13 protein-coding genes and 1 pseudogene are annotated in these 22,184 nt (G+C 40.7%); 11 read left to right on the forward strand and 3 right to left on the reverse strand.

The genetic code is table 11. The features are described 5' to 3' along the window. Positions 1 to 2: 2 nt before the first annotated feature. Positions 3 to 1,250 carry an NAD(P)/FAD-dependent oxidoreductase gene (locus NYF15_RS21095; RefSeq protein WP_371354593.1) on the reverse strand — a complete coding sequence of 416 codons (1,248 nt, stop codon included), beginning with the start codon at positions 1,248 to 1,250 and terminating at the stop codon, positions 3 to 5. Positions 1,251 to 1,517: 267 nt separating this feature from the next. Between NYF15_RS21095 and NYF15_RS21100 the strand changes: the two genes are divergently transcribed. From NYF15_RS21100 to NYF15_RS21140, 9 genes are all read left to right on the forward strand, one after another. Then, complete coding sequence (locus tag NYF15_RS21100) at positions 1,518 to 1,733, forward strand: hypothetical protein (RefSeq protein ID WP_250659873.1); 216 nt, start codon at positions 1,518 to 1,520, stop codon at positions 1,731 to 1,733. 3 nt (positions 1,734 to 1,736) lie between these two features. Continuing rightward, a complete protein-coding gene (locus tag NYF15_RS21105) occupies positions 1,737 to 2,738 on the forward strand; it encodes a 4-hydroxyproline epimerase (protein WP_075593974.1) in 1,002 nt (333 codons plus the stop codon). Positions 2,739 to 2,751: 13 nt separating this feature from the next. Next, positions 2,752 to 4,248: an aldehyde dehydrogenase (NADP(+)) gene (locus NYF15_RS21110; RefSeq protein WP_371354594.1), complete on the forward strand. Its 1,497-nt coding sequence runs from the start codon at positions 2,752 to 2,754 to the stop codon at positions 4,246 to 4,248. Between the two features lie 120 nt (positions 4,249 to 4,368). Beyond that, positions 4,369 to 5,040 carry a GntR family transcriptional regulator gene (locus NYF15_RS21115; RefSeq protein WP_069439272.1) on the forward strand — a complete coding sequence of 224 codons (672 nt, stop codon included), beginning with the start codon at positions 4,369 to 4,371 and terminating at the stop codon, positions 5,038 to 5,040. 313 nt (positions 5,041 to 5,353) lie between these two features. After that, positions 5,354 to 8,347, forward strand: a complete 2,994-nt coding sequence (locus NYF15_RS21120; RefSeq protein ID WP_371354595.1) for a TonB-dependent receptor domain-containing protein — start codon at positions 5,354 to 5,356, stop codon at positions 8,345 to 8,347. Between the two features lie 164 nt (positions 8,348 to 8,511). After that, the gene (locus tag NYF15_RS21125; RefSeq protein WP_371354596.1) at positions 8,512 to 9,558 is read left to right on the forward strand and encodes a proline racemase family protein; all 1,047 of its coding nucleotides are present in this window, start codon (positions 8,512 to 8,514) and stop codon (positions 9,556 to 9,558) included. After that, positions 9,555 to 10,640 (forward strand): Xaa-Pro peptidase family protein, encoded by a 1,086-nt coding sequence (locus NYF15_RS21130; RefSeq protein WP_118845670.1) that lies wholly within the window; start codon positions 9,555 to 9,557, stop codon positions 10,638 to 10,640. The genes NYF15_RS21125 and NYF15_RS21130 overlap by 4 nt, the downstream gene beginning before the upstream one ends. Position 10,641: 1 nt before the next feature. Beyond that, complete coding sequence (locus NYF15_RS21135) at positions 10,642 to 11,586, forward strand: ornithine cyclodeaminase family protein (protein WP_371354597.1); 945 nt, start codon at positions 10,642 to 10,644, stop codon at positions 11,584 to 11,586. Positions 11,587 to 12,382: 796 nt separating this feature from the next. Then, positions 12,383 to 12,748: a hypothetical protein gene (locus NYF15_RS21140; RefSeq protein ID WP_371354598.1), complete on the forward strand. Its 366-nt coding sequence runs from the start codon at positions 12,383 to 12,385 to the stop codon at positions 12,746 to 12,748. Here the strand turns inward: NYF15_RS21140 and NYF15_RS21145 are convergent. Continuing rightward, positions 12,734 to 13,788, reverse strand: a pseudogene (locus NYF15_RS21145) (helix-turn-helix domain-containing protein). The gene NYF15_RS21140 and the pseudogene NYF15_RS21145 sit on opposite strands and share 15 nt — an antisense overlap. A 247-nt stretch (positions 13,789 to 14,035) precedes the next feature. Between NYF15_RS21145 and ylqF the strand changes: the two are divergent. Further along, the gene (gene ylqF / locus NYF15_RS21150; protein ID WP_371354599.1) at positions 14,036 to 14,989 is read left to right on the forward strand and encodes a ribosome biogenesis GTPase YlqF; all 954 of its coding nucleotides are present in this window, start codon (positions 14,036 to 14,038) and stop codon (positions 14,987 to 14,989) included. Positions 14,990 to 15,725: 736 nt separating this feature from the next. Next, entirely contained in the window at positions 15,726 to 19,178 is a 3,453-nt protein-coding gene (locus NYF15_RS21155; RefSeq protein WP_130150942.1) for a PAS-domain containing protein, read from the forward strand. Here the strand turns inward: NYF15_RS21155 and NYF15_RS21160 are convergent. After that, entirely contained in the window at positions 19,175 to 22,147 is a 2,973-nt protein-coding gene (locus NYF15_RS21160; RefSeq protein ID WP_371354600.1) for a DUF3857 domain-containing transglutaminase family protein, read from the reverse strand. The two genes, NYF15_RS21155 and NYF15_RS21160, sit on opposite strands and share 4 nt — an antisense overlap. Positions 22,148 to 22,184 lie beyond the last annotated feature (37 nt).

A 22,184-nucleotide genomic window follows, 5' to 3' on the forward strand; every position in this document is an offset into this window, starting at 1 on the left:
AATTAGCGCATAAACCGTTTTATAGAATATGGCTCTAAATTTATGGAGGGGGCTTTATTGAGACACAAATCTGTAATTAACTCGGCAGTTATGGCTCCTTGTGTCAACCCTAAATGCTGATGACCAAAGGCAAAGTACAGGTTATTGTGATTGGGGGCTTGGCCTATTATAGGTAATGAGTCAGGCAATGATGGCCTACAGCCCATCCATGTAGTCGTTGCACTAAGAGGCTGGCTAGCTAATAACGCTTGTGCATGGGGCAGTAAAGCTAATGCACGTTTATTGTTAGCCTTTCTATTTATACCCGCAAACTCCACTGTGCCTGCCACTCTTAACCCTTGACTCATCGGGGTCATGATAAGACTCCGTTCAGCAGAAGCTACGGGCCGTGTTAGGCCATGATTAATATTAACCATACAGTGGTAACCGCGCTCGGTATCTAAAGGTGCTGTGTATCCTAGCGGCTCGATGAGAGAGACACTCCAAGCACCCGCTGCGATCACGACTTTATCGAAATTGAGACTATCTTGTTCATCACTCACCATAAAACCTTCACTTTTAGGCGTGATAGCAACTACTTTCTGTTGACGAAATTGCCCTTTTAATAAACTGAACTTTTGCGCTAATTGGATACAAAATAAATGTGGTTCAATACTATGAGCAACGTCTTCAAATAATAAAGCGTGACTTATTTTATCGGATAAACTGGGCTCTAGAGCATGTACTTGCTTTGTATCAAGTAGCTTTACTTTAATTCCTTGCGCTTGATACATAGCCAAGGTGCGCTGCACATCAACCAATGGGGTTTTTTCAAAGGTAAGTAAACTCCCTTGTTTAGTAAGCAGGTGGCCCAGTTGATAGTTTGCTAATAATCTTTCATAAGCATGAATTGCATGTTCATTTAAAGCTTTGAGAGCATGTGTATGTGCAATAAATCTGGCACTAGGCATATTTTTAATAAACTGCCAAAACCAAGGGAGAGCTTTTATTGCATAGCGCCAATCAATGCGCAATGGTCCTAATGGGTTAAAAAGCATAGCAGGTAATTTTTTTAATAATGCTACCTGCGCTAGAGGAAATACCTGTTCGGTGGCAAAGTGCCCAGCATTACCTTTTGAACAGCCTTGCGCTAGGCCATTTTCATCGTATAGCGTCACTGCAAAGCCAGCTTGTTGTAACTGTAAAGCTGTGCAAATACCAATTACACCGGCACCGATCACGGCGACTCTTTGAGTTCTTGTATTGGTCAAAATTACCTTCCCCTGATGATAAAAGTAAAACGCTATACGTTTTTTAAAAAATAAATCGATATTGTATTTACTGACAAGTAGTAAGAAAAAAACTCTACAAGCTCTTTCTAACTCATTTTTAGTTTAACTTTCAATTAGTTATGTGTAATTTGTTATTTGTAATCTTTTAAGGGTGTGTACTTATAAATTTAATATTAAAATAGGATATTGATTATTGTATACAATATACCTATCATATCAAGTATAAATTCAGTTCGGAATAGGCAAATGAAAACCAATTGGCATGGCATAAACCCAGCAATGGCCGCTCAGTTTAATAGTGATGAGTTAGTTAGCTCTACATGGCAACTAGTTGGCAGCGCTATAGTAAAAGCTATAGCAGATTTTAAACCACTGGTTGTAAATGAAAAAACTTCTTCATCAACGCTTAACGATACTGCGAAAGCGTATTGTGTTGATGTAAATAAACCTAAATTGGATTAAGTGATGCGCAAAGGAACATTTTTTTGTATTGATGGCCATACTTGCGGTAACCCTGTGCGGCTTATAACAAGTGGCCACCCTCTGTTACAGGGAAATACCATGAGCGAAAAGCGCCAGGACTTTTTAGCTAACCATGACTGGATCCGTCAAGCGCTCATGTTTGAGCCCAGAGGTCACGATATGATGTCGGGCGGTTTTTTATACCCACCTACTAGCGAAGATGGTGATGCAGCCATTTTATTTGTAGAAACTTCCGGCTGCTTACCTATGTGTGGTCACGGTACAATGGGTATTGTTACCTTCGCCTTAGAGCATGGTTTGCTACATGCTAAAACCCCCGGTACTTTAAAACTGGATACGCCAGCAGGACGAGTTCAGGTCAATTATGAAATGACTGGTGGTAAAGTGCAGTGGGTTAAAATTTACAATGTGCCTGCTTATTTAGCGCATCAGTCTATATGTATCAATATTCCAGAGCTGGGCGAATTAAAGGTTGATATCGCCTTTGGTGGTAACTTTTATATTATTGTTGAACCACAGGGCAACTTTAAAGGTATTGAACATTTTAGTGCAGGGCAATTAATCAAATACAGCCCATTAGTGCGTGATGCTATTAATGCCAAAATACAATGTATCCATCCGCTCGACTCTACCGTTCAAGGTGCTAGCCATGTGTTATGGACTGGCTCACCCAAAAATTCCAACTCAGATGCGGCTAATGCGGTTTTTTATGGAGATAAAGCTATTGACCGCTCACCATGCGGAACAGGCACTAGCGCCCGCATGGCTCAGTTGTTTAGTAAAGGCTTATTGCAGCAAGGCGATGCATTTATTCATGAAAGTTATATTGGCAGCCAGTTTATTGGCTGTATAGAGCAGGTGTCTGAAGTGGCAGGTCAAACTGCTATTTTACCTAGCATTCGCGGCTGGTCTCGGGTAACCGGAACGAGCACCATTACAGTAGATGACGACGACCCATATGCCTATGGGTTTCAAGTAATTTAACGAGGAGAAAAGCATGACATTAACAGGACAAAGCCTAATTGCCGGACAATGGCAAGGTCGCGCTGAGCAAGGTGAATTTCAAGCCTTTTCACCGGCTAAAAATCAACCATTATCGACACGCTACTTTAATGTAACGAGTACTCAGTTAAATATGGCAGTTGATGCTGCTAATAATGCTTTTATCGAGTACAGAAAAACGAGTTTTAGTCAGCGTGCAGATTTTTTAGCGTGTATTGCAGAGCAAATTTTAGCACTTGGCGATGATTTACTAACGCAAACCGCGCAAGAAACCAATTTACCTATGGCACGCTTACAAGGTGAGCGAATGCGCACGGTTAATCAGTTAAAAGCATTTGCCAGTGCACTGCGTGAAAACCCAGACTCACCACTAGGTTTAAAGCTGCTTGATGAAGCTGATAGTAATCGCTCGCCACTACCTAAACCTCGTACAGAGCTTAATTACTTACCTCTTGGGCCTGTAGCTGTATTTGGTGCGTCTAATTTTCCGTATGCATTTTCAACACTCGGGGGGGATACCGCCGCCGCACTTGCAGCAGGCTGCCCAGTGGTTGTTAAAAATCATACTGCGCATCCAGGCACTGGGGAGTTAATGGCCCGTGCAGCGCTTGCTGCGATTAAAGAATGTGACATGCCGCTAGGTGTATTTTCAATGCTGCAAAGTGATGTTTACGATATTTCGCATCAATTAGTCGCAGCTCCGGTCATTAAAGCAGTCGGTTTTACTGGGTCGTTTAATGTGGCTAACTTACTGCAAGCTACTATAGCGAAACGCCAAGAGCCAATTCCATTTTATGGTGAGCTAGGTAGCATAAACCCACAAATAGTTTTACCCAATAAAGCGCAAAATGAAGGTAAAGCTATGGCTGAAGCTCTTTGCCAATCAATGCTAATGGGTAATGGCCAATTTTGTACCAGTCCTGGCTTATGGCTGGTACCAACGGGCTGTGATGAATTAGAAGCCGAGGTAGCCAACTGCATTAGTGCAGCCGCCTCAGATACTTTATTAACCCCAGGTATTGTGAAGACCTTTAAAAAGCAAGTTAGCCAGCGCAGTGAGCTCGAAAACGTAGAGCTTATTGCTAAAGGGGAACTCACAGAAGACTTTCATGGTAATGCCCACGTATTTGCATGTAATGTTGATACTTATTTAGCAACTCCAATGTTACGTGAAGAAGTATTTGGCCCAGCCGCTTTATTGGTTCGTTATGAAAGCATGGAGCAGTTAAGCTTACTAGTAGCAGCGCTTGAAGGGCAGCTTACGGCAAGTGTGCATGACAGCGCTGATGATTTAGCTAAAGCTGAACACGTTATAGAAGAGCTGAAATACAAAGTAGGGCGTTTAATACACAATCAAATGCCAACCGGCGTAGAAGTATGTGGCTCAATGAACCATGGTGGACCTTTTCCAAGCTCCACAGATGTTCGCAGCACTTCTGTTGGGTTAAATGCAATGTTGAGATTTTTGCGACCAATTTGCTATCAGTCTTAGTTAATTGTAGCGGGAGTGGAAATTGCATTTCCCGCTATCTCTTTATTATGAAGGATTCTAACTTGGCATGCGTGTTTTCATAGGTATAATGCATATTAAATGCAATTTATAAAAATTACTATGGCCATAGAACATAAAACTCGAACTCAGCTTGTTGCAGAAGCTATCCGCGAAAAAATTCTTTCAGGTGAAATCAAAGCGGGAGATCCATTACGTCAAGCAGCATTAGCCACTGAGCTAAACGTAAGTCGGATTCCAGTACGTGAAGCTTTGCTTCAACTCGAAGCTGAAGGGTTAGTCAACTTTGAAGCTCATAAAGGTGCGACTGCTACACAGCTTTCGGCATCTCAAATTGATGAGATTTTTGATTTAAGAGCATTGCTCGAAGCGGAACTACTAAAACATTCGATAAATAATTTAACTGATCAGGATTTAATTGATGCAGAATTAATTTTAGCTGAGCTTGAAAGCGCTATGGACGCTGGCGATACTCATTTAGCTACTGGAGATTTAAACAGTCAGTTTCATGCTAAATTATACAGCCGCGCCGCGCGCCCACAAACCCGTGAGCTGGTTGATATGTATAGTAAAAACTCTGAGCGCTATGTACGTATGCATATTTTATTGGCAGGTGGTTTAACAAAAGCTCCTGAAGAGCACCGTACTTTACTTGAGTTATGCAGAAAAAAAGACTGTCAAAATGCCTGTGAATTTCTAAAAAATCATATTGTTAAAGCTAAAAACGATATAAAAAAATTACTAATAAAATTAGAAGGTGAAAAAAGTAATTAAAAAATATACCTAGCAACTAGTACAGGCTATTAAACTCTAATTTATAACTTTAGGCATTGCTTTCGCTTTCCAGCAGCAATAATACAGAAGTGATGCCTTCCCTCCCTTTTTATTATTCCAATTAGCACCATAAATAGATCCTTTCTGTTGGGTCGAAAGTTTATAAGAATTTTTCATTAATAAGATCAGTTGCTTAAAGATGAATATGAATTATGTGTATATTTAATATTGTATACAATATGTAATGGGTGTATATTTTTTGTCGTCTAAGTTAAATAGGCAATAAAACCAACAGGAACAAGGGAACATTCACATGTTTACAAATAATAAAAAGCAAACTCGGGGAATAGGCATTAAATCGCTGTTAGCAACGGCGGTAACGGCTGCATTAATAATGACTCCTACAGCAAAAGCAGTTGATGGTAGTAGCATTGTTAAAGGTCATGTAGTGGCACAAGCTGGCAACGATTTAACCGGGGCTACAATAACTTTAAAACATAAAAGTAAAGGCTTAGTGTATACCATTACTAGTAATAATGATGGTGACTATTTACTGCGCAATGTGCCAGTTGGTACATATGATGTCACTATAAGTAAAGAAGGCTTTGAGCCGTTAGTTGAAGAAAATGTTGCAGTGACGATTGGTCAATCAATTATTCTCGATGCACAATTATATAAAGCCGGTAGTGATATTGAGCGAATTGCTGTTACGGGATCCGCCATTCGCCGTGTAGATATGGCTTCGTCTACTTCAGGTCTAACATTCAGTGATGCTGAATTAAAAGCTATGCCAGTAAACACTGGTTTTGAAAGTATTGCGTTATTAGCTCCAGGTACAGCGGCACCGGGTGGCGCAAGTTTTAATGGTGCTTCAAGCTTTGGTGGTTCATCAGCAGCTGAAAATGGTTATTACTTTAATGGCTTAAACGTAACCAGTATCCGTACAGGTTTAGGCTCAATTCGCTTGCCATGGGAAGCTATTTCACAAACGCAAGTGAAAACGGGTGGTGTTAGCCCTGAGTTTGGTGGAGCACTTGGCGGTATTGTTAATGCGGTGTCTAAGTCTGGTGATAATGACTTTAATTTCGGTGCAGAAGTACGTTGGGATCCTGATAGTTTACGTAGCCAGCACGACTCTATTTATCAAGAAAATGGGACTATTAGCACTAATACCAAGCAAAGTAGTTACGATTTTAAAGAGCTTCAGTTATGGGCTAGTGGTGCAATCATCGAAGATACCTTGTTTTTTTATGGTTTGTTTGCACCGCGCCGTGAAGAGTCAGCTGGCGCAGGACAAACAACTTATTCTGATTTTGAGCGCGATGAAGACCGCTGGTTTACAAAAGTAGATTGGTTTATAAATGAAGATCACTCAGTGGGTTTTTCAGCAATGAACAATAAGCGCACTTGGACCGATAAAACCTTTGCTTACAGCTGGCAAGAGAATGTGATTGGTGAGCAACAAGGTGTGGATGCACCAGGGGAAGATGGCGGTAAAGTATATAGCTTAAATTATAATGGCTACCTAACTGATACTTTTTCTGTTTCAGCAGTTGTTGGCCGAGTGACTGAAAACGTTGAAAATGTAGTCGCATCTCCAAATCCTGGAGTTTGGGATGAACGTGATGGTTTTGTCACTTTAAGTCAACACACAAATTCATCGGTAACAGAACAAGAATTTACGCGTGACCAAGCAAGAATTGATTTCAACTGGGATCTAGATATGCATTCAATCCAGTTTGGTGTTGATTACACTAATGTAAAAGTTGATTACTTTGAGGGCCAAAACGGCATTGGTGATGCAGAAGGTTGGTGGACGGTTAAAACTGCCGGTGATAATGATATATCGGGAGCTTCTTTAGGAAGTGACTTTATAGAAAGACGAGTTCGAAGTCGCGAAGTCGATTCAGATACAACTTCATTAGCTTTTTATATTAACGACTCATGGCAAGCAACCGATAATTTAGTGCTTAACATGGGGCTACGCTATAGCCAGTTTGAAAACACGGTATCAGATGGTCGTGCCTTCGTTGATATTGACAATCAAATAGCACCGCGTTTGCAAGCTATTTATGACGTATCGGGTGATGGCAGCGCTAAGATTTTTGCTACATATGGACGTTATTTCCAACCCGTATCTGCGAACATGAATATCACCCAAGGATCTGCTTCGATTGAATGGTTTGAGTACTTTGAGTTAGATGAACTAGACGCAAACGGTGCACCAACTTTAATGGCTGATGGCTCGCCAAGCAGAGGAGATATGTTGCGAGATAGGCGTTGGCGCCAGCGTGGTATTACTGAACCAGGGTTGATTGCTTCATCTGCATTAAAACCAATGTACAGTGATGAATTTACTATCGGCTATCAGCAAGAAGTGTTCGATACTATGTCAGCGGGTGTACGCGCTATTTATCGTGATCTTGGACGCAGTGTTGAAGACACTGATATCGGCCCGGTATTAGCTAAAAAGCTGGCAGAAATGGGCATTACCGATAATGTGGGTCAAGGCTCTTATTATGTGCTTAATAACCCAGGTGAAGCTATTCAAATGTCATATGATTTTGACGGTGATGGCCAGATTGATGAGGTTAATTTAAGTGCTGATGAACTTGCTTTACCAGAGGCTAAGCGAAAGTACTTAGCACTTGAGTTTACCTTAGACGGCAATGTGACGGATGATTTACGTATTAATACCTCATATACCTGGTCACATAGTTATGGTAACACCGAAGGGCTTGTGAAAACGGATAACGACCAAGCTGATCCAGGCTGGACAACCTCTTATGACTATGGCGATTTGATGGATCACGGCTACGGTAACTTACCTAACGACCACCGCCATGCATTTAAATTCAGTGGTGCATACAACATCACAGAAGCTCTGACCATTGGTCTTGTTGCCCGTACTACATCAGGCCGTCCTAAAAGTTACTTTTCAGTTCATCCAGCGGGCGTAGATAGCTGTGCAGAGGGGAATCCTTGGGATGCGTGTATTAGCCAATACTATGATCAAGCATCACATTACGATGAAAATGGTAATCCAGCTCCTCGTGGTAGCAAAGGAAACCTACCTTGGTTAACGAATGTCGATATGTCATTGACTTATAACACGGACTTTTTTGGTACCAATATGACTTTAAAAGGCACCGTCTATAACTTATTTGATGGTGATAGTGCTATGTCAATCAATGAAGAGCGTGCGCAGTACGGTGATAATGGCTTAGAACTGAATCCAGACTATGGACTCGTGACGGGGCGTCAAGGCGCGCGTTATGTGTCTTTAGTTGCACGTATAGAGTTTTAACTCCCTAGTGAAACAGCTGTTTGAAAACAGCGGACTAAGCTATTTATCTTAGGGTAATTTAGTGTGTTGTTTTGATGTTTAAGCACATGCTCATTTGAGCCATACAGCCTTAATGCTGAGCAGGAAACTGCTTGGCATTTTTCGTATAAATTTTAAGGTTAACTATGACGAACAGTTTATATTCTCATTGGCAACAGCCTAAAGATGGTTGGCTGCAAGTGGATACTCTTGATATGCATACCGGCGGTGAACCTTTACGCATAATCATTGATGGGTTTGCTGAACTACAAGGGCAAACCATGATTGAAAAGCGAGCTGATTGCCTAACAAGATTCGATCACCTACGTAAAGCACTGATGTTCGAACCCCGAGGTCATGCTGATATGTACGGCGCGTTGATCACAAAACCTGAACGTAAAGATAGCCATTTTGGCGTACTGTTTTTACATAATGAAGGCTATAGCACAATGTGTGGTCACGCTATCATTGCGCTTGCCACAGCAGCTAAAGATAGCAGCATTTGCAACTTTATTGAAGGCGTTAATGAATTACGTATAGATACACCTGCAGGGCTTATCAAGGCGTATATTACTCTTCGAAATAACCAACTAATAAGTGTTTATTTTGATAATGTTGCAAGTTATGCAGAAAAACTTGATATGCCAATAGAGATACCTCTGTTTGGTACCGTCAATTGTGATATTGCTTATGGCGGCGCTTATTATGCTTTTGTAGATGCTGATACTTTGGATGTAAGTTTGGCGCCCAACGATCATGAACAAATTATTAGCTTAGGAAAAATCATTAAGCAGGATGTTAATAGCCACTACCAACCAAAACACCCGACCGATGATGCATTAAGTTTTTTATATGGGGTGATTTTCTATTCAAATTCACAAAAAAGTCATTCTGTATTTAGCCGCCATGTCTGCATTTTTGCTGAGGGCGAATTAGATCGCAGCCCTACTGGTACCGGCGTGAGTGCCAGAGCTGCATTAGAGTTTGCAAAAGGCAGGCTTAAATTAGGACAGCAAATAAAAATAGAGAGTATTTTAGGCTCTATATTTTCAGTTGAGCTAAAAGCGCAACGCATGTTAGCTGATACCCATGCAGTAATACCTAGAGTGAGCGGTGAAGCTTTTGTCACTGGCAAACATACTTTTTTAATTGATCCAAATGATCCCCTAAAGCAAGGATTTATATTTCGATGAAAAATCAATTTACCTCTCGCCAACAATTACTAAAGCAGGCATTAAAAAAAAATGGGTTAACAGCGCTACTCGTATTAGGCCATGAAAATATTCGTTACTTAAGTGGCTTTAGCGGTAATGCTGCTTACGCGTTAATAACTGCGGAGGAAAGTGTACTAATAACCGATTATCGCTATTTTGGCCGAGCTCAAGAAGAGTCTATTGGCTTTGAGGTTGTCAGCCGTGATCGTGATAGTGAAACATTAGGTCAGTGCATAAATCGTTTTTTAACGACTAATAGTCAATTAGGTTTTGATGCCGCTTTTATTGATGTTGCGCTTTGGCAGCAAGTGGCAAGTGAGTTAACTAGTCATACAGTTACACAAGTTACCGGTATGGTTGAACGTTTACGCATGGTTAAAAATGATTGGGAAGTCGAGCAAATAAAAGCGGCTGCGGCCATTGCTGACGAAGCGCTTAGACAAACATTACCCTATTTTAAAGAAGGTGTAACAGAGCGAGACCTAGCGCTGGAACTTGAATTCAGAATGCAAAAACTAGGCTCTGAAGGAATGTCGTTTGCCACTATTTTAATGTTTGGAGAGCGTTGTGCACTGCCTCATGGCAGCCCGAGTGAACGTACTCTATCTAAAGGTGATTTTATTACTCTTGACTTTGGCGCAGTGGTGAATGGTTACCGCTCTGATATGACTCGCAGTTATGTACTTGGTAAAGCTTCAAAGAAACAATCAGCAATCTATCAAAGCGTAAGCAATGCTCAGCAAGCAGCGATCAACCTACTCAAAGCAGGTGTTGACTGTCTAGACTTACAAAATATCTCACAGCAAGTACTCGATGACTCTGGTTTTGGTAAATGGGCAGGGCAAGGGTTGGGCCATGGAGTTGGCTTGTTTTTACATGAGTTGCCCTTTATTAATAAAAATTGCCGTCATGTATTAGAGGCAGGTAATGTGATCACGATTGAACCTGGTATTTACATTCCGAATTTTGGTGGTGTGCGAATAGAAGACGATATTTTAATAACTCAAAATGGTTATGAAGTATTAACCCAGGCTCCTAAGCCGTTCGAATTGGAGGGGTAGGATGAAAGTAATAGATCAAACGCAAATTGATGCTGTCCTAGATTTTGACTCGCTTCGCATTGCTTTACAAAAAGGGTTTGCTCAGCAGTTTACTATGCCCAAGCGTCATGTGTATGAGTTAGATAAAACAGACACAAACCATGACGCATTTGCCGTATTACCAGCATGGAATGAACAGGTTATTGGAGTAAAGGCATTTACCTACTTTCCAAGTAATACTGATAGTGAGTATGCGTCACTTTATTCAAAAATAATGCTGTTCTCTCGCGCTCATGGTGAACCTCTTGTTCTAGTTGATGGTACACGTGTAACACTTTGGCGCACAGCTGTAGTATCTGCTTTGGCAAGCTACTATTTATCGCGAAAAGATAGCCAGCATTTAGTGTTTTTTGGCAGCGGCAATTTAGCTGAGTATATGGTTCGAGCACACTTGAGTGTGCGCGATTTTAAATGTGTAACGTTAATTGGGCGTAATCAAGATAAAGTTGCTGTTTTACACAATAGCTTACAGCGTGCATTTACTGATATTGAGTTTGTTATCGGACAAAGTTGTGAAAAAGTTATTAAAAGTGCCGATGTGATCAGCTGCGCAACAGGTTCACCAACGCCATTATTTAAAGGTGGTTGGTTAAAGCCTGGTACGCATGTTGATTTGATTGGTAATCATCGCTGCGACTCGCGCGAATGTGACAGTGTTACTATCGCACAAAGTAAGGTATATGTAGATAGCAAGGAGAATGTTCTTGCTGAAGCTGGTGAATTGTTGATTCCTATTTCTGAAGGAGTTTTTGATGAAGCTAATATATCCGGCGAGCTTGCGGATCTAGCTAAAAAAAATAACTATGAGAGAAAATGTGAATCCGATATAACAGTATTTAAGTCTGTTGGCACAGCGTTAAGTGATCTTATAACTGCACATTATATTTATAAGTCATTAAAAAAATGAGTAGCTTATTACTTTTATTATTAGGGCTTTGTTTCGTTATGTTGAGCTTACTAACATTGATAAGATGGCTCAGGATTCGTTATGATAAGCACCATTGGCGAGTTTGTAAAATTGTAAACATTAACAATGTAATTGATAATAACGTGCGCAATTTAGAGCTTTTCTACTACAAAAAAATATTAGTCAGCTATGAATTTAAAAGCAAGATTTATAGTGTTTATATTGCATTTGATCATCAGCTTATAGCCCAGTTTAAAAATGGGATTGATTGTACAATTTTAATTGACTCTAACAATCCTAATGTCACTTATCTGAATAGTAATTACTGGGTGAAGTACTGTGGAGTTTGGCTTTTTTCGGGCATTATTTTTATAGCTTCAAGTTTTTTTAACTTCTAATTAAATTGTAATGTCTAAGTTAGGTGGTTAGTTGAGTGTATAATTGTAGATGGCAACATACTTTCATCTCAAATGAGAATTGTTAGAGTATGGCTTTCATACTGCCGCATTAAAATTCGTGATGATGAACTGCGTTAGTAGATATAATAGAAATGGCAAAATTAGTTGGAAAGATGCTAATAGTTATCAGTTAATGCATGTCTACTCAGCTTCTCATACTTGAAAGAAATGTTGCTCGTTTTGTGAATAGTAATGAGCTATGCCAATTGAATAGCACCATTACAAGTCTAAATACTTAGTATAGCTAAAGTTGTTAGTAATTTAGAAATTCATAATGTTTAAAATTTTAAAAATTGATCGTAGAATTAAAAAAATTATGTGTAAGATACTTTAAACGAATGTCCCAAGATAAATACGTATCAATTACAGAAGCAGCAAGATATGCTCGAGAGAAAAAGTTATCTTCAATTAAAGAGTGGCTTGAGGCCAGTGAAGGTGATGAATTTCCAGAGTCTATTCCTAAGCGCCCACCTAATGTATATGGCTGTAAATGGTCAGAAGTTTTAGCTCCTAAAAACTCACCTGGTTGTGGGCGATTCGTTGAGTTTCATGAAGCTTGTCGAATTGCTCGGACATTGGGTGTTGAGACGATGACGCAATTTAGGGAGTTGAGTAAAGAGGGTGGTAGGCCTGCTAATATACCATCAAATCCAAATCTTCATTACAAAAGTGAATGGAAAGGTTCTGCATTAAAGCACCTCTAACTTTCGCTCTTTGTGGAAGCTTGAAAGTGATACACCTAATAGCTCTGCTGCTTTAGATACTCCAATATAGTCTTCACTTAGCGCACGATACACTAGCTGCTTGTACAGGTAAGTATCCTCATGAGGGTAAGGTTCGCCCGGTTCTTGGGTACGCCAGCCCTGTTTACCAAACCAAATGAACATATTCTTTTGAGTTTGAGGTGATATGACGCCTGACTGTAAAGCACGATACAAAGAAGCAAGCATGCTTATGCCGTATTCATGCTTGAGCATATATAGTTCTTGAGCTTCTAGTTGTGTTCGGCTTTTACCCAAGTGCTGTATTAAGCTAGTACTAGGTAATAAAAAAGCCCCAGCAAAGTAATTACACGCCTTTTCCTCATCTAAGTTTTCAGAAAGTCGGTTATGTAGTACTAAATGACCTAATTCATGAGCAAGTGTAAACCGTTGGCGATCGCCGCTTTGTGCCGAAGAGATAACAACAACAGGCAGCCCATTAATATTACCCGCTAGACCATCAAATTTTTTACTGGTTTCTACATCAGTGCAAATTATCATCACACCTTTCGACTCTAACGTATCAATCATGTCATGAATAGGATTTAAACCTAATCCCCATTCGTTGCGCATAGTGATAGCAATATCTTCTAATTGATCATATGAAGCAATCACATCAGGTAATGTACTGGTAGTGAAAACGGCGTAATAGGTTTAATCGAGTCTGGATAGAAGTTTAAAAGCTCTTGCCAGCGCTCAGCCTGATCCAAAACATCACCATTTATGCAATCTAAAATCCTCTGCGGCGTACTTGCGCGCTTACGATATTCCACACCCTCTAATTTTACTTTTATAGGTCGGAAAAAGTATTCTGTGCGCACTTCTAGTACGCTGGCTAGTTTTAATCAGTTAGATGAAGAGGGCATGGCAGTACCATGCTCATATTTTTTTATCGCATTAGCGGATACACCAACTGCGGTAGCTAAGGCTTGCATTGATAAGCCTGAAGCTTTTCGGGCACGAGTGAATCGTTCAGCAAACATATACCTTATGGTTTATAAAATGCATTATTTTGTCGTAAATATAAACCATTGGTGTATTTTTGTCCATGAACATAAATTACACTTTCATACTAAGAGTTGCTTCAGGGTTTATTTATACAAGAATTTTAGAAGGGTTATGTAGTAAACTACTCACTATTAATTGAGGTGATAAATCGAAATTATTCACCCAGTACCCCGCATAGTACCCCATGGTGTTATTGGCTTAATTAAAAGGTTTGAAAATCAAATGAGTAGAACAGGAATACAGTGGTTCCCAGGGCACATGAATAAAGCCCGTAATGAAATCAAAGAAATTATGCCACAAATGGATGTGATCATTGAGGTGCTTGATGCCCGTATTCCTTACAGCAGTGAAAACCCTATGGTAACAGCGCTGCGTGGCGATAAGCCGGTCATTAAAATCATGAATAAAGCGGACCTTGCAGATCCTAAATTAACGCAAGCATGGAAAGACTACTTTGAGCAGCAAAGTGGCGTTAAAGCGATTGATTTTGGGAATGATAAAGCAGGTGAAGTACATCGTATTAATGAGCTTTGTAAAAAATTAGTGCCGCATAAAGTGGGCGCTGATAAACAAATTAAAGCCATGATCATGGGTATTCCCAATGTTGGTAAATCAACACTAATTAATACCCTAGCGGGCCGAATTGTAGCAAAAACGGGTAATGAACCTGCGGTAACTAAAGCTCAGCAACGAATTAAACTTGATGATGGCATTATGCTTTACGACACGCCAGGCATGTTATGGCCAAAAGTAGAAAACGAAAACTCAGGTTACCGTTTAGGGGCAACGGGTGCAATTCGTGATACGGCCATTGATTATGAAGAGGTGGCAAGTTACACCGCCGAATATTTACTGCATGCATATCCTGAGCTTTTAAAAAGTCGCTATAAAATTGATGAGCTACCAGAGTCTGACTGGGAGTTTGTTGAAATGGCAGGCAAAAAGCGTGGCTGTATTCGTGGTGGAAATCAGATCGATACTTATAAAATGTCTGAAATTCTTATTAATGAATTACGAGATGGCATTATTGGTCGCATTACTATGGAAACACCAGCCATGCGTGAAGAAGAAGAGCAAATGGTTGCACAGCTTCGCGCCGCGTTAGAGGCAAAAAAAGCCGCTAAAGAAGAAGAGAAAAAGCAGCGCCGTGCCCGTGCGCGTAAAAACCGTCGTTAAAATTAAAACGTTGATTTTTAGACATAAAAAAAGCCCTGAAAGGGCTTTTTTAGTTTCATATCTACCGTCACCGATATGAGCAATGTAGCAAGTAAAATAAGTAGGGGTGCCCACATATTGCCAACATCAAGGGGCGTTGCGGCTAGCAATATGTGAGCTAAGCTTTAACGTGGCGACACGTGTTTCAGGGTCTTGAAACAATCAGGTTATCCCGTACAAGTCGTAATGCTCTTCCGTCTTGTTGATATTGATTATCAGTTAGATTTGACAAGCTGTCAATATCTAAATAAAAATAATTATCATTTCTGTTTTTTATTTTTCGACACATTGATTACTTTGTTTCAGACATAAAAAAAGCCCTGCAAGGGCTTTTTTAGTTTCATATCTACCGTCACCGATATGAGCAATGTAGCAAGTAGGTGATCACCTGTTGCCAACATCAAGGGGCGTTGCGATCAGCAACAGGCGATCTTAGCTTTATCGTGGGCCACACGTGTTTCAGGGTCGAGAAACAAATCAGTTTATTCCGAACAAGTCATAAAGCGTTGTCGACTTGTTGATAGTGATTATCAATTAGATTTAGCTATCTGTCAACACCTAAGTGAAAATAATTCTCATTTCTTTGTGTTTGTTTTTTAATCTTCTCAAATACAATGTATTAGCACTAAAGTTGGGCTGTAAATTATGACTAATAAAAACTATGCTGAAGCTATAATAATTAAAATAATCAAATGCGATGTTCTCAATTTGGTCAATAAGCCTACTTGCGATTATTTACCTAGCAATTCTATTTGCTGTTGCAGGCTGGGCTGATAAAAGAAAAGTACTGCCTTTTAAAGGCTTAACCTATGGTTTATCGCTTGGGGTATATTGTACTTCTTGGGCGTTTTTTGGCACCACGGCACAAGCAGCATATAACGGCTGGTGGTTAGCACCGACTTATGCTGGCACTATTTTACTGTTTATTTTTGGCTGGCAGGTATATTGTCGCATTGCACATATTTGTCGGCAGCAAAAAATAACGTCGATGGCAGATTTTATTGCCACCCGCTATGGACAATCTTCAAGCTTATCAGGGCTAATATCACTTATTTCTGTGATTGCGATTGTGCCTTATATCTCTTTACAGCTTAGTGCGACCGCACAAAGTATGAATTTACTTACCGACAGAGCCGTCACACAAAGTCATGAAGTGTGGGCCGATAGCACTTTTTACATCACCCTTGTTTTAGCGTTATTTGCTATTTTGTTTGGTGCAAGGCGGCTAAAACCCAGTGAGCATAACCCTGGCCTTATTGCGAGTATTGCTTTTGAGTCTGTGGTTAAGTTATTGGCATTTGTTGCAGTGGGTTTATATGTGTGCTTTGCATTATTTGACAGCCCCATGGCACTGTTTGAAAAAGCACAGGCGCTGAATATCGATCAGCAAGTAGCTGTAACACAAAGCCCAACCTATGTGTATGTTGCCCATACATTACTCGGTATTTTGGCAACCCTATGCTTGCCAAGGCAGTTTCATATGAGCTTTATCGAAAAAAATAACGATAAAGAATTGGCTTCGGCACGTTGGCTATTTCCGATTTACTTATTACTTATCAATCTGTTTATTTTACCGATTGCATACGCCGGATTAATTTATTTTCAAGGTCAAGAAGTTGGCTACGATACCTTTGTACTGGCACTTCCTATGGCAGCTGACAATGCTTTTGTAGCATTACTGGCATTTTTAGGCGGCTTTTCAGCTGCAACCAGTATGGTAATTGTGTCATCAATTGTACTTTCTGTGATGATAACCAATGACTTTATAAATCAGTTTATTTTACGCCGCTCGCAGCTTACATCGAGTAGCCGTGGACTCGATAAAAATAACCTTCTACACGCGCGTAAAATCGTTATCGTACTCATTTTATTACTTAGCTATTTCACTCACCGGGTACTGGGCGAGAGCACAACGCTTGCTAATGTTGGTTTAATGTCGTTTACCTTGGTTGCACAATTTTCACCAGCTATGATTATTGGTCTGTGGTGGCGACAAGCCTCTTGTAGAGGTGCGCAGCTTGGTATACTAAGTGGCTTTATCATCTGGGGTTACACGCTATTACTGCCAAACCTAGCAGGCGGATTAGGTAACGATAGCTTGTGGCTCGTGAATGGGCCTTGGGGGATTAGCTGGCTTGCACCCACCAATTTATTCTCATTAGGCATGGAAAGCATTAGCCAAGCCTTGCTGTTATCGTTAGGTGCGAACTGTTTAGTGTATTTTTTGGTGCCGTTATTTAGTCGTGCAACTTTGGCTGAACGCTTGCAGAGTAATAAATTTGTTTCTCAATTAAGTGACTCACGGATCAGCAACCACCTACATCCACTTAGTTATCATGATTTAGGAGCTTTATTGCAGCGATTTGCCGAGAAAGAGGCCGCGCAATCTCTGGTAAACCATTATTTCCCTGATGATAAAGGTAAGTGGAAGCGCCCTGCTAATGTTGAATTAGAGCTACTGGTTGAGCGTGAGATGTCAGCGGTGATTGGCGGGGCATCGGCACGGCTCATTTTAGATGTAGCTAAAAATGAGCAGCGCCAGCCACTAGAACAAGTTGCTGAGTTTGTTGATGAAGCAAGTCAAGTTCTTAAATTTAATCGTGATTTACTACAATCAACCATAGAAAACATCCAACAAGGGATCAGTGTAGTCGACAGTGAACTGCGACTTGTAGCGTGGAATCAAGGTTATAAGAATATGTTTGCTTACCCAGACGATGCTCTATATATAGGGCGTCCGGTGGCTGATATTATTCGTTTTAATGCTGAGCGTGGTCTGTTCAGGGGCGAAAGTGTGACCAGCGAAGTCGAAAAACGTTTAGCGTATTTACGCCAAGGCAGTGCATATAAATACCAACGTTCGCACAATGATGGCCGTGTCTTTGAGATGCAAGGTAATCCACTGCCAGGGGGAGGGTTTGTAACAACCTATACAGATATTACTGAATTTGTTAAGCAACAGAAAGCGCTGACAGAAGCCAATGTCAGCCTTGAGGAAAAAGTAACAGCACGTACATTAGCACTTACTCAAGCAAATCAAGAGCTATCAAAGGCAAAACAGGTGGCGGAACAAGCAACAGTCAGTAAAACACGCTTTTTTGCTGCTGCGAGTCATGATTTACTTCAGCCCTTCAATGCCGCGAGTTTGTTTTGTTCATTAATGAATGAAAAAGCACAAAGCACTGAGCTTAAAGAATTAGCGATGAATATTAAAAATTCATTAGGCAGTGCTGAAGAACTGTTATCGAGTATTTTAGAACTAACGAAGCTCGATTCAGGTTCGTTTAAAGTACAAATGAGCGAGTTTGCAGCCAGCTCACTTGTAGAGCCGCTGCGCAATGATTATGAAGCGCTCGCAACTGATAAGGGTTTAAAGTTTATAATTGAGACTTGTGATGTGCGTTTGCACACAGATAAAGCGTTGTTACGCCGAGTATTGCGAAACTTACTCAGTAATGCCATTCGTTACACTGAGCGAGGCGAAGTACGCTTAAAAATGCATCATGACGATGATGATCATGTGTCATTCATTGTTGAAGATACAGGAATAGGCATTGCTGCAAGTGATCAGCAAACCATTTTTCAAGAGTTTAAACAGCTTGGTGCTAAACCAAGTGCTGAAGGGTTAGGGCTAGGGCTTGCAATCACAAAGCGTATTTGTGACCTTTTAAAAATCCCTTTAGTGATGGGCTCTGAGCTTGGAAAAGGAACGCAGTTCACTTTAACACTGCCATGTAAGGTCAGCCGTCAAGCGAGTAAAGAGCAAAGCGCAGAAGCGCAGCAAGAAACAGAGCTTGGTCAACTGCGTATTTGGCTGCTTGATAATGATCGAAATGTGTTAGAGGCATTAAAGCAGTTACTAGAAAATTGGGGCTGCGAGATCTCCACAGCCACTAATTTAGCAGACCTTGAGCAGTTAAAGGCAAGCCAAGCACTACCGCAATTACTGATTATCGATTATCAGCTGGATGATGGGGTAACGGGCCTTGAAGTGATTGAGCAAGCAGCCCTTACTGCGTTACCGGCCATCGTTAATACCGCGAATCATGATGAAGGTATACGTGAGTTAGTACTCGATGCGGGCTACCCATTGCTTTATAAGCCTTTGAAAGCGCCCGCCTTAAAACGCATGATTAAGCGACTTACTTAATCAGCGTTTTGCTCAGTTGATGGGGTATTGGCTTTCATTAAGCGCTCTACCTCAGCGACAAATTTTTTATCTAAACCATCTTCATGGCTTAAAAATAACATCATTTCATCACCATTGTGGTCAATTACTGTTACCGTGGTGGTTAGTAGGGTACTTTTAGCATAATCGACGTTGAGCTTTTTAATGTCACTAAAGCTGCGCTGATCTTTTTCGAGCACACCTTGCTCATTTTCCCAGTAACTAAAAATTGTGTTTTCTGTGATGCCGTTTCCATCAGTTTTAAAATCAACAAAGGCATCGCTATAAAAGTATTGCACATTCTCATTTGCTGGGATGATCTCTTTTCGTTTTAAAAAGTTAACTTGATACGACCATAGCTTATCGCCGGTTACTATGGTTGAATTTGGCAACAAATATAGCTCATAAATTAAGCCATAAAATAACCAAGGCAACATGAATATCGAAATGATAACCTGCCTCGCTCGCCATTGAGAGTGGTACTCAAGAGCCTGTTCAGGTTGCTTGAGGTTTTGAATGTAATTAACCAGCGGCAACCATAAAATAGGTGTCACTAAAAACAGCCAGGTACCATATTCCCAGTTATAGCTTACGACTTCAGAAATGATAATCGCCAGCCATAACACGAACCCAACCGCAACGGGCATGATCTTATTTTTGCCAAAGGTTTGCTCGCTATGCTTGCAAAGCTGAAGTAACAACGGAATAAAAAACAGTGGTGCAAATATCCCTCGGGCAATCGGCATTATATGGCTTTGTTGCTGCTCTTTTATCGCTTTCCAGTTGCGATAGCTCCAGTAGTTAATGAATATTCCTAAGCTCAATAAGCTGTAAATAACAAACTTACTGTTACTGACAGGGTAGAACTGTTGCTCAGCAAAAAATGGGCGGTTACTTGCTTCTATACGCCAAGCGCCGATGAAAAAGATGATTGCTGCCAAGTAACTTAAAATAAAAACGCTATACCAATTGGTTTCGTCATCCACTGGTGTGGTTGTGGCGCTATTTGTGCCGTATTTAATGATGCCGTAATGGGTCGCGTTATTGAGTTTTTTGCGTTCGCTTAGGTAAAGGTCTATTTGATCGGCTGGAATATGATCCTGCTTAGCACTGTAATCAAAGAATAAGGTCAACACCGAGTCTTTAAATGTCACGCGTTTTTCGAGATGAAAAAATGGGTTATCGATCGTGACCTGCTCATCATCAAACTGCCAATTAGAGTCCGTAAAAGTAACCTCTATTGTTGTTTCGATATTATTGGGGTAACGAAACCACATTGGTGCATTGTTACGTTCTCGCTGTTCAGGTTTATAAACCGAGCTTCGAATGTCACTGGCGTAAAAGTTGTTTTTAAAATCATTACCATCAGGTCGCCAAAAGTTATCAATAGTATAGTGCTCATTGGTAATTAGCTGACCGGTGTCCTCTGGAGATTCAACCAGCATAGGTTTGGCTGTTTTTAAGCCTTTGTAGGTATCTTGATAATATTCTCGATAATCATCTTCTACGCTTTTTAAGCTGTTTTTAGCGATTGAACTACGACGATTTATTGCTTCAAAGACGCCGTATTTATATTGAGTTGAGAAACTAACTGGCTCGTCAATACCTTCTGGGATCTGATAACTATCAAAAACCTGTATGCGTTTAAGGGTTGGCTCTGTGAGCATATCAGTAAAGCCTGTTTCACCTTGCTTAATTATTAACGCTACATCGTAGTTCGGTTGAGCTAAATGTTCTAAATTGCCGCGCTGATAAGAAATGGTCGGATCGAGCCAATAGCGCTTACCTTGGTGCTCTAAAGTGACAATGACATGATCAAATAAGCTAGGAGATACCGGTAAGCTGGCAGTACGTTTTCTGCCTTCGGTGTTAACTAAAGCAGGGTGAGCCTCTACGCCGAGCGCTTTAAGTAAAGAGATGAGCAAGACGGTTTTGTCTTTACAATCGCCATAGCGCAGTGCCAAGGTTTCTGATGCAGGAGTAGGTTGATGCGAGTTGGCGCCCATTTCTAGGCCCAAATAACGCACGTCGTCTTGGCTAAAACGTAGGGCCGCCACAATTTGAGACTCTAAATCGGCATGTTGAAACTTAATTTGACGGGCAATTATTTCAATAGCAGGGCTCACTTCGATGGCTGATTGGTACAAAGGTAACGACCAATTGATCACCTCTTGCCAATTATTTACTTCAGAAAAATACACTTCCTTGTAAGGTGAGTACCAATAAGGTACTTCACTTGCTGAGATCATTGTAGGCTCATTGTGTTGGCTAATTTGGTAGTCAAAACCCGTATCTAGCTTGGTTTTAGTAACTGGTGACTCGCCATTCATAAAGTTGATATATAAGGGCGTAGGCTTTTGCCACTTTACCCGCATAAATTGCTGCACTATCGGCACCGACCAGTTTAGTGTGCGCATGGTACTAAAGTGTTGATAAACCGGATTGCTGCCCGAAATCGTATAGCTGTAATCTAATATATCCATGACACGCATATCATCAATAATGATATTTAGGCTTAATGTGCCATTGTATATTCGACTTGCTAGGTCGGTCTCACGTTGTAACACCTGTAGCTCGGCACTATTTAGTTTATCTATATATTGACCGTCACGAATAATGCCTAAGCTATTGAGCGTAAGAGATTGATAATTTGGGTCAAAATCAATATTCAGCTGGCTTATATAATCAACCCCAGACTGATTGACCGCTTGCATTACGGTGCGATTAAAGCGTTGCTGTGGGGCTTGCTCAGATACCTGAAGCTGAGTGTCGAGCATCAGGTAGAAAGTCCCGTCTCGTATTTGGTCTCGAGGAATCTCAGGGATAAGTAACTCATGGTGTTTTACCCAGTTAGCTGCGGGCGCAATCTGATAGTCTTCAGCGCTTGCAAAACAGCTCACAAAGAATAAAAAAACAGCCAGTACCTTAAGTTGTAAGTGCATCCATTTCATTGTTATTTTCTAATTCCATTATATCTATGAGATAAGT

The organism is Pseudoalteromonas sp. 68 DY56-GL68, assembly GCF_041414825.1.
Taxonomy (GTDB): Bacteria; Pseudomonadota; Gammaproteobacteria; order Enterobacterales; family Alteromonadaceae; genus Pseudoalteromonas.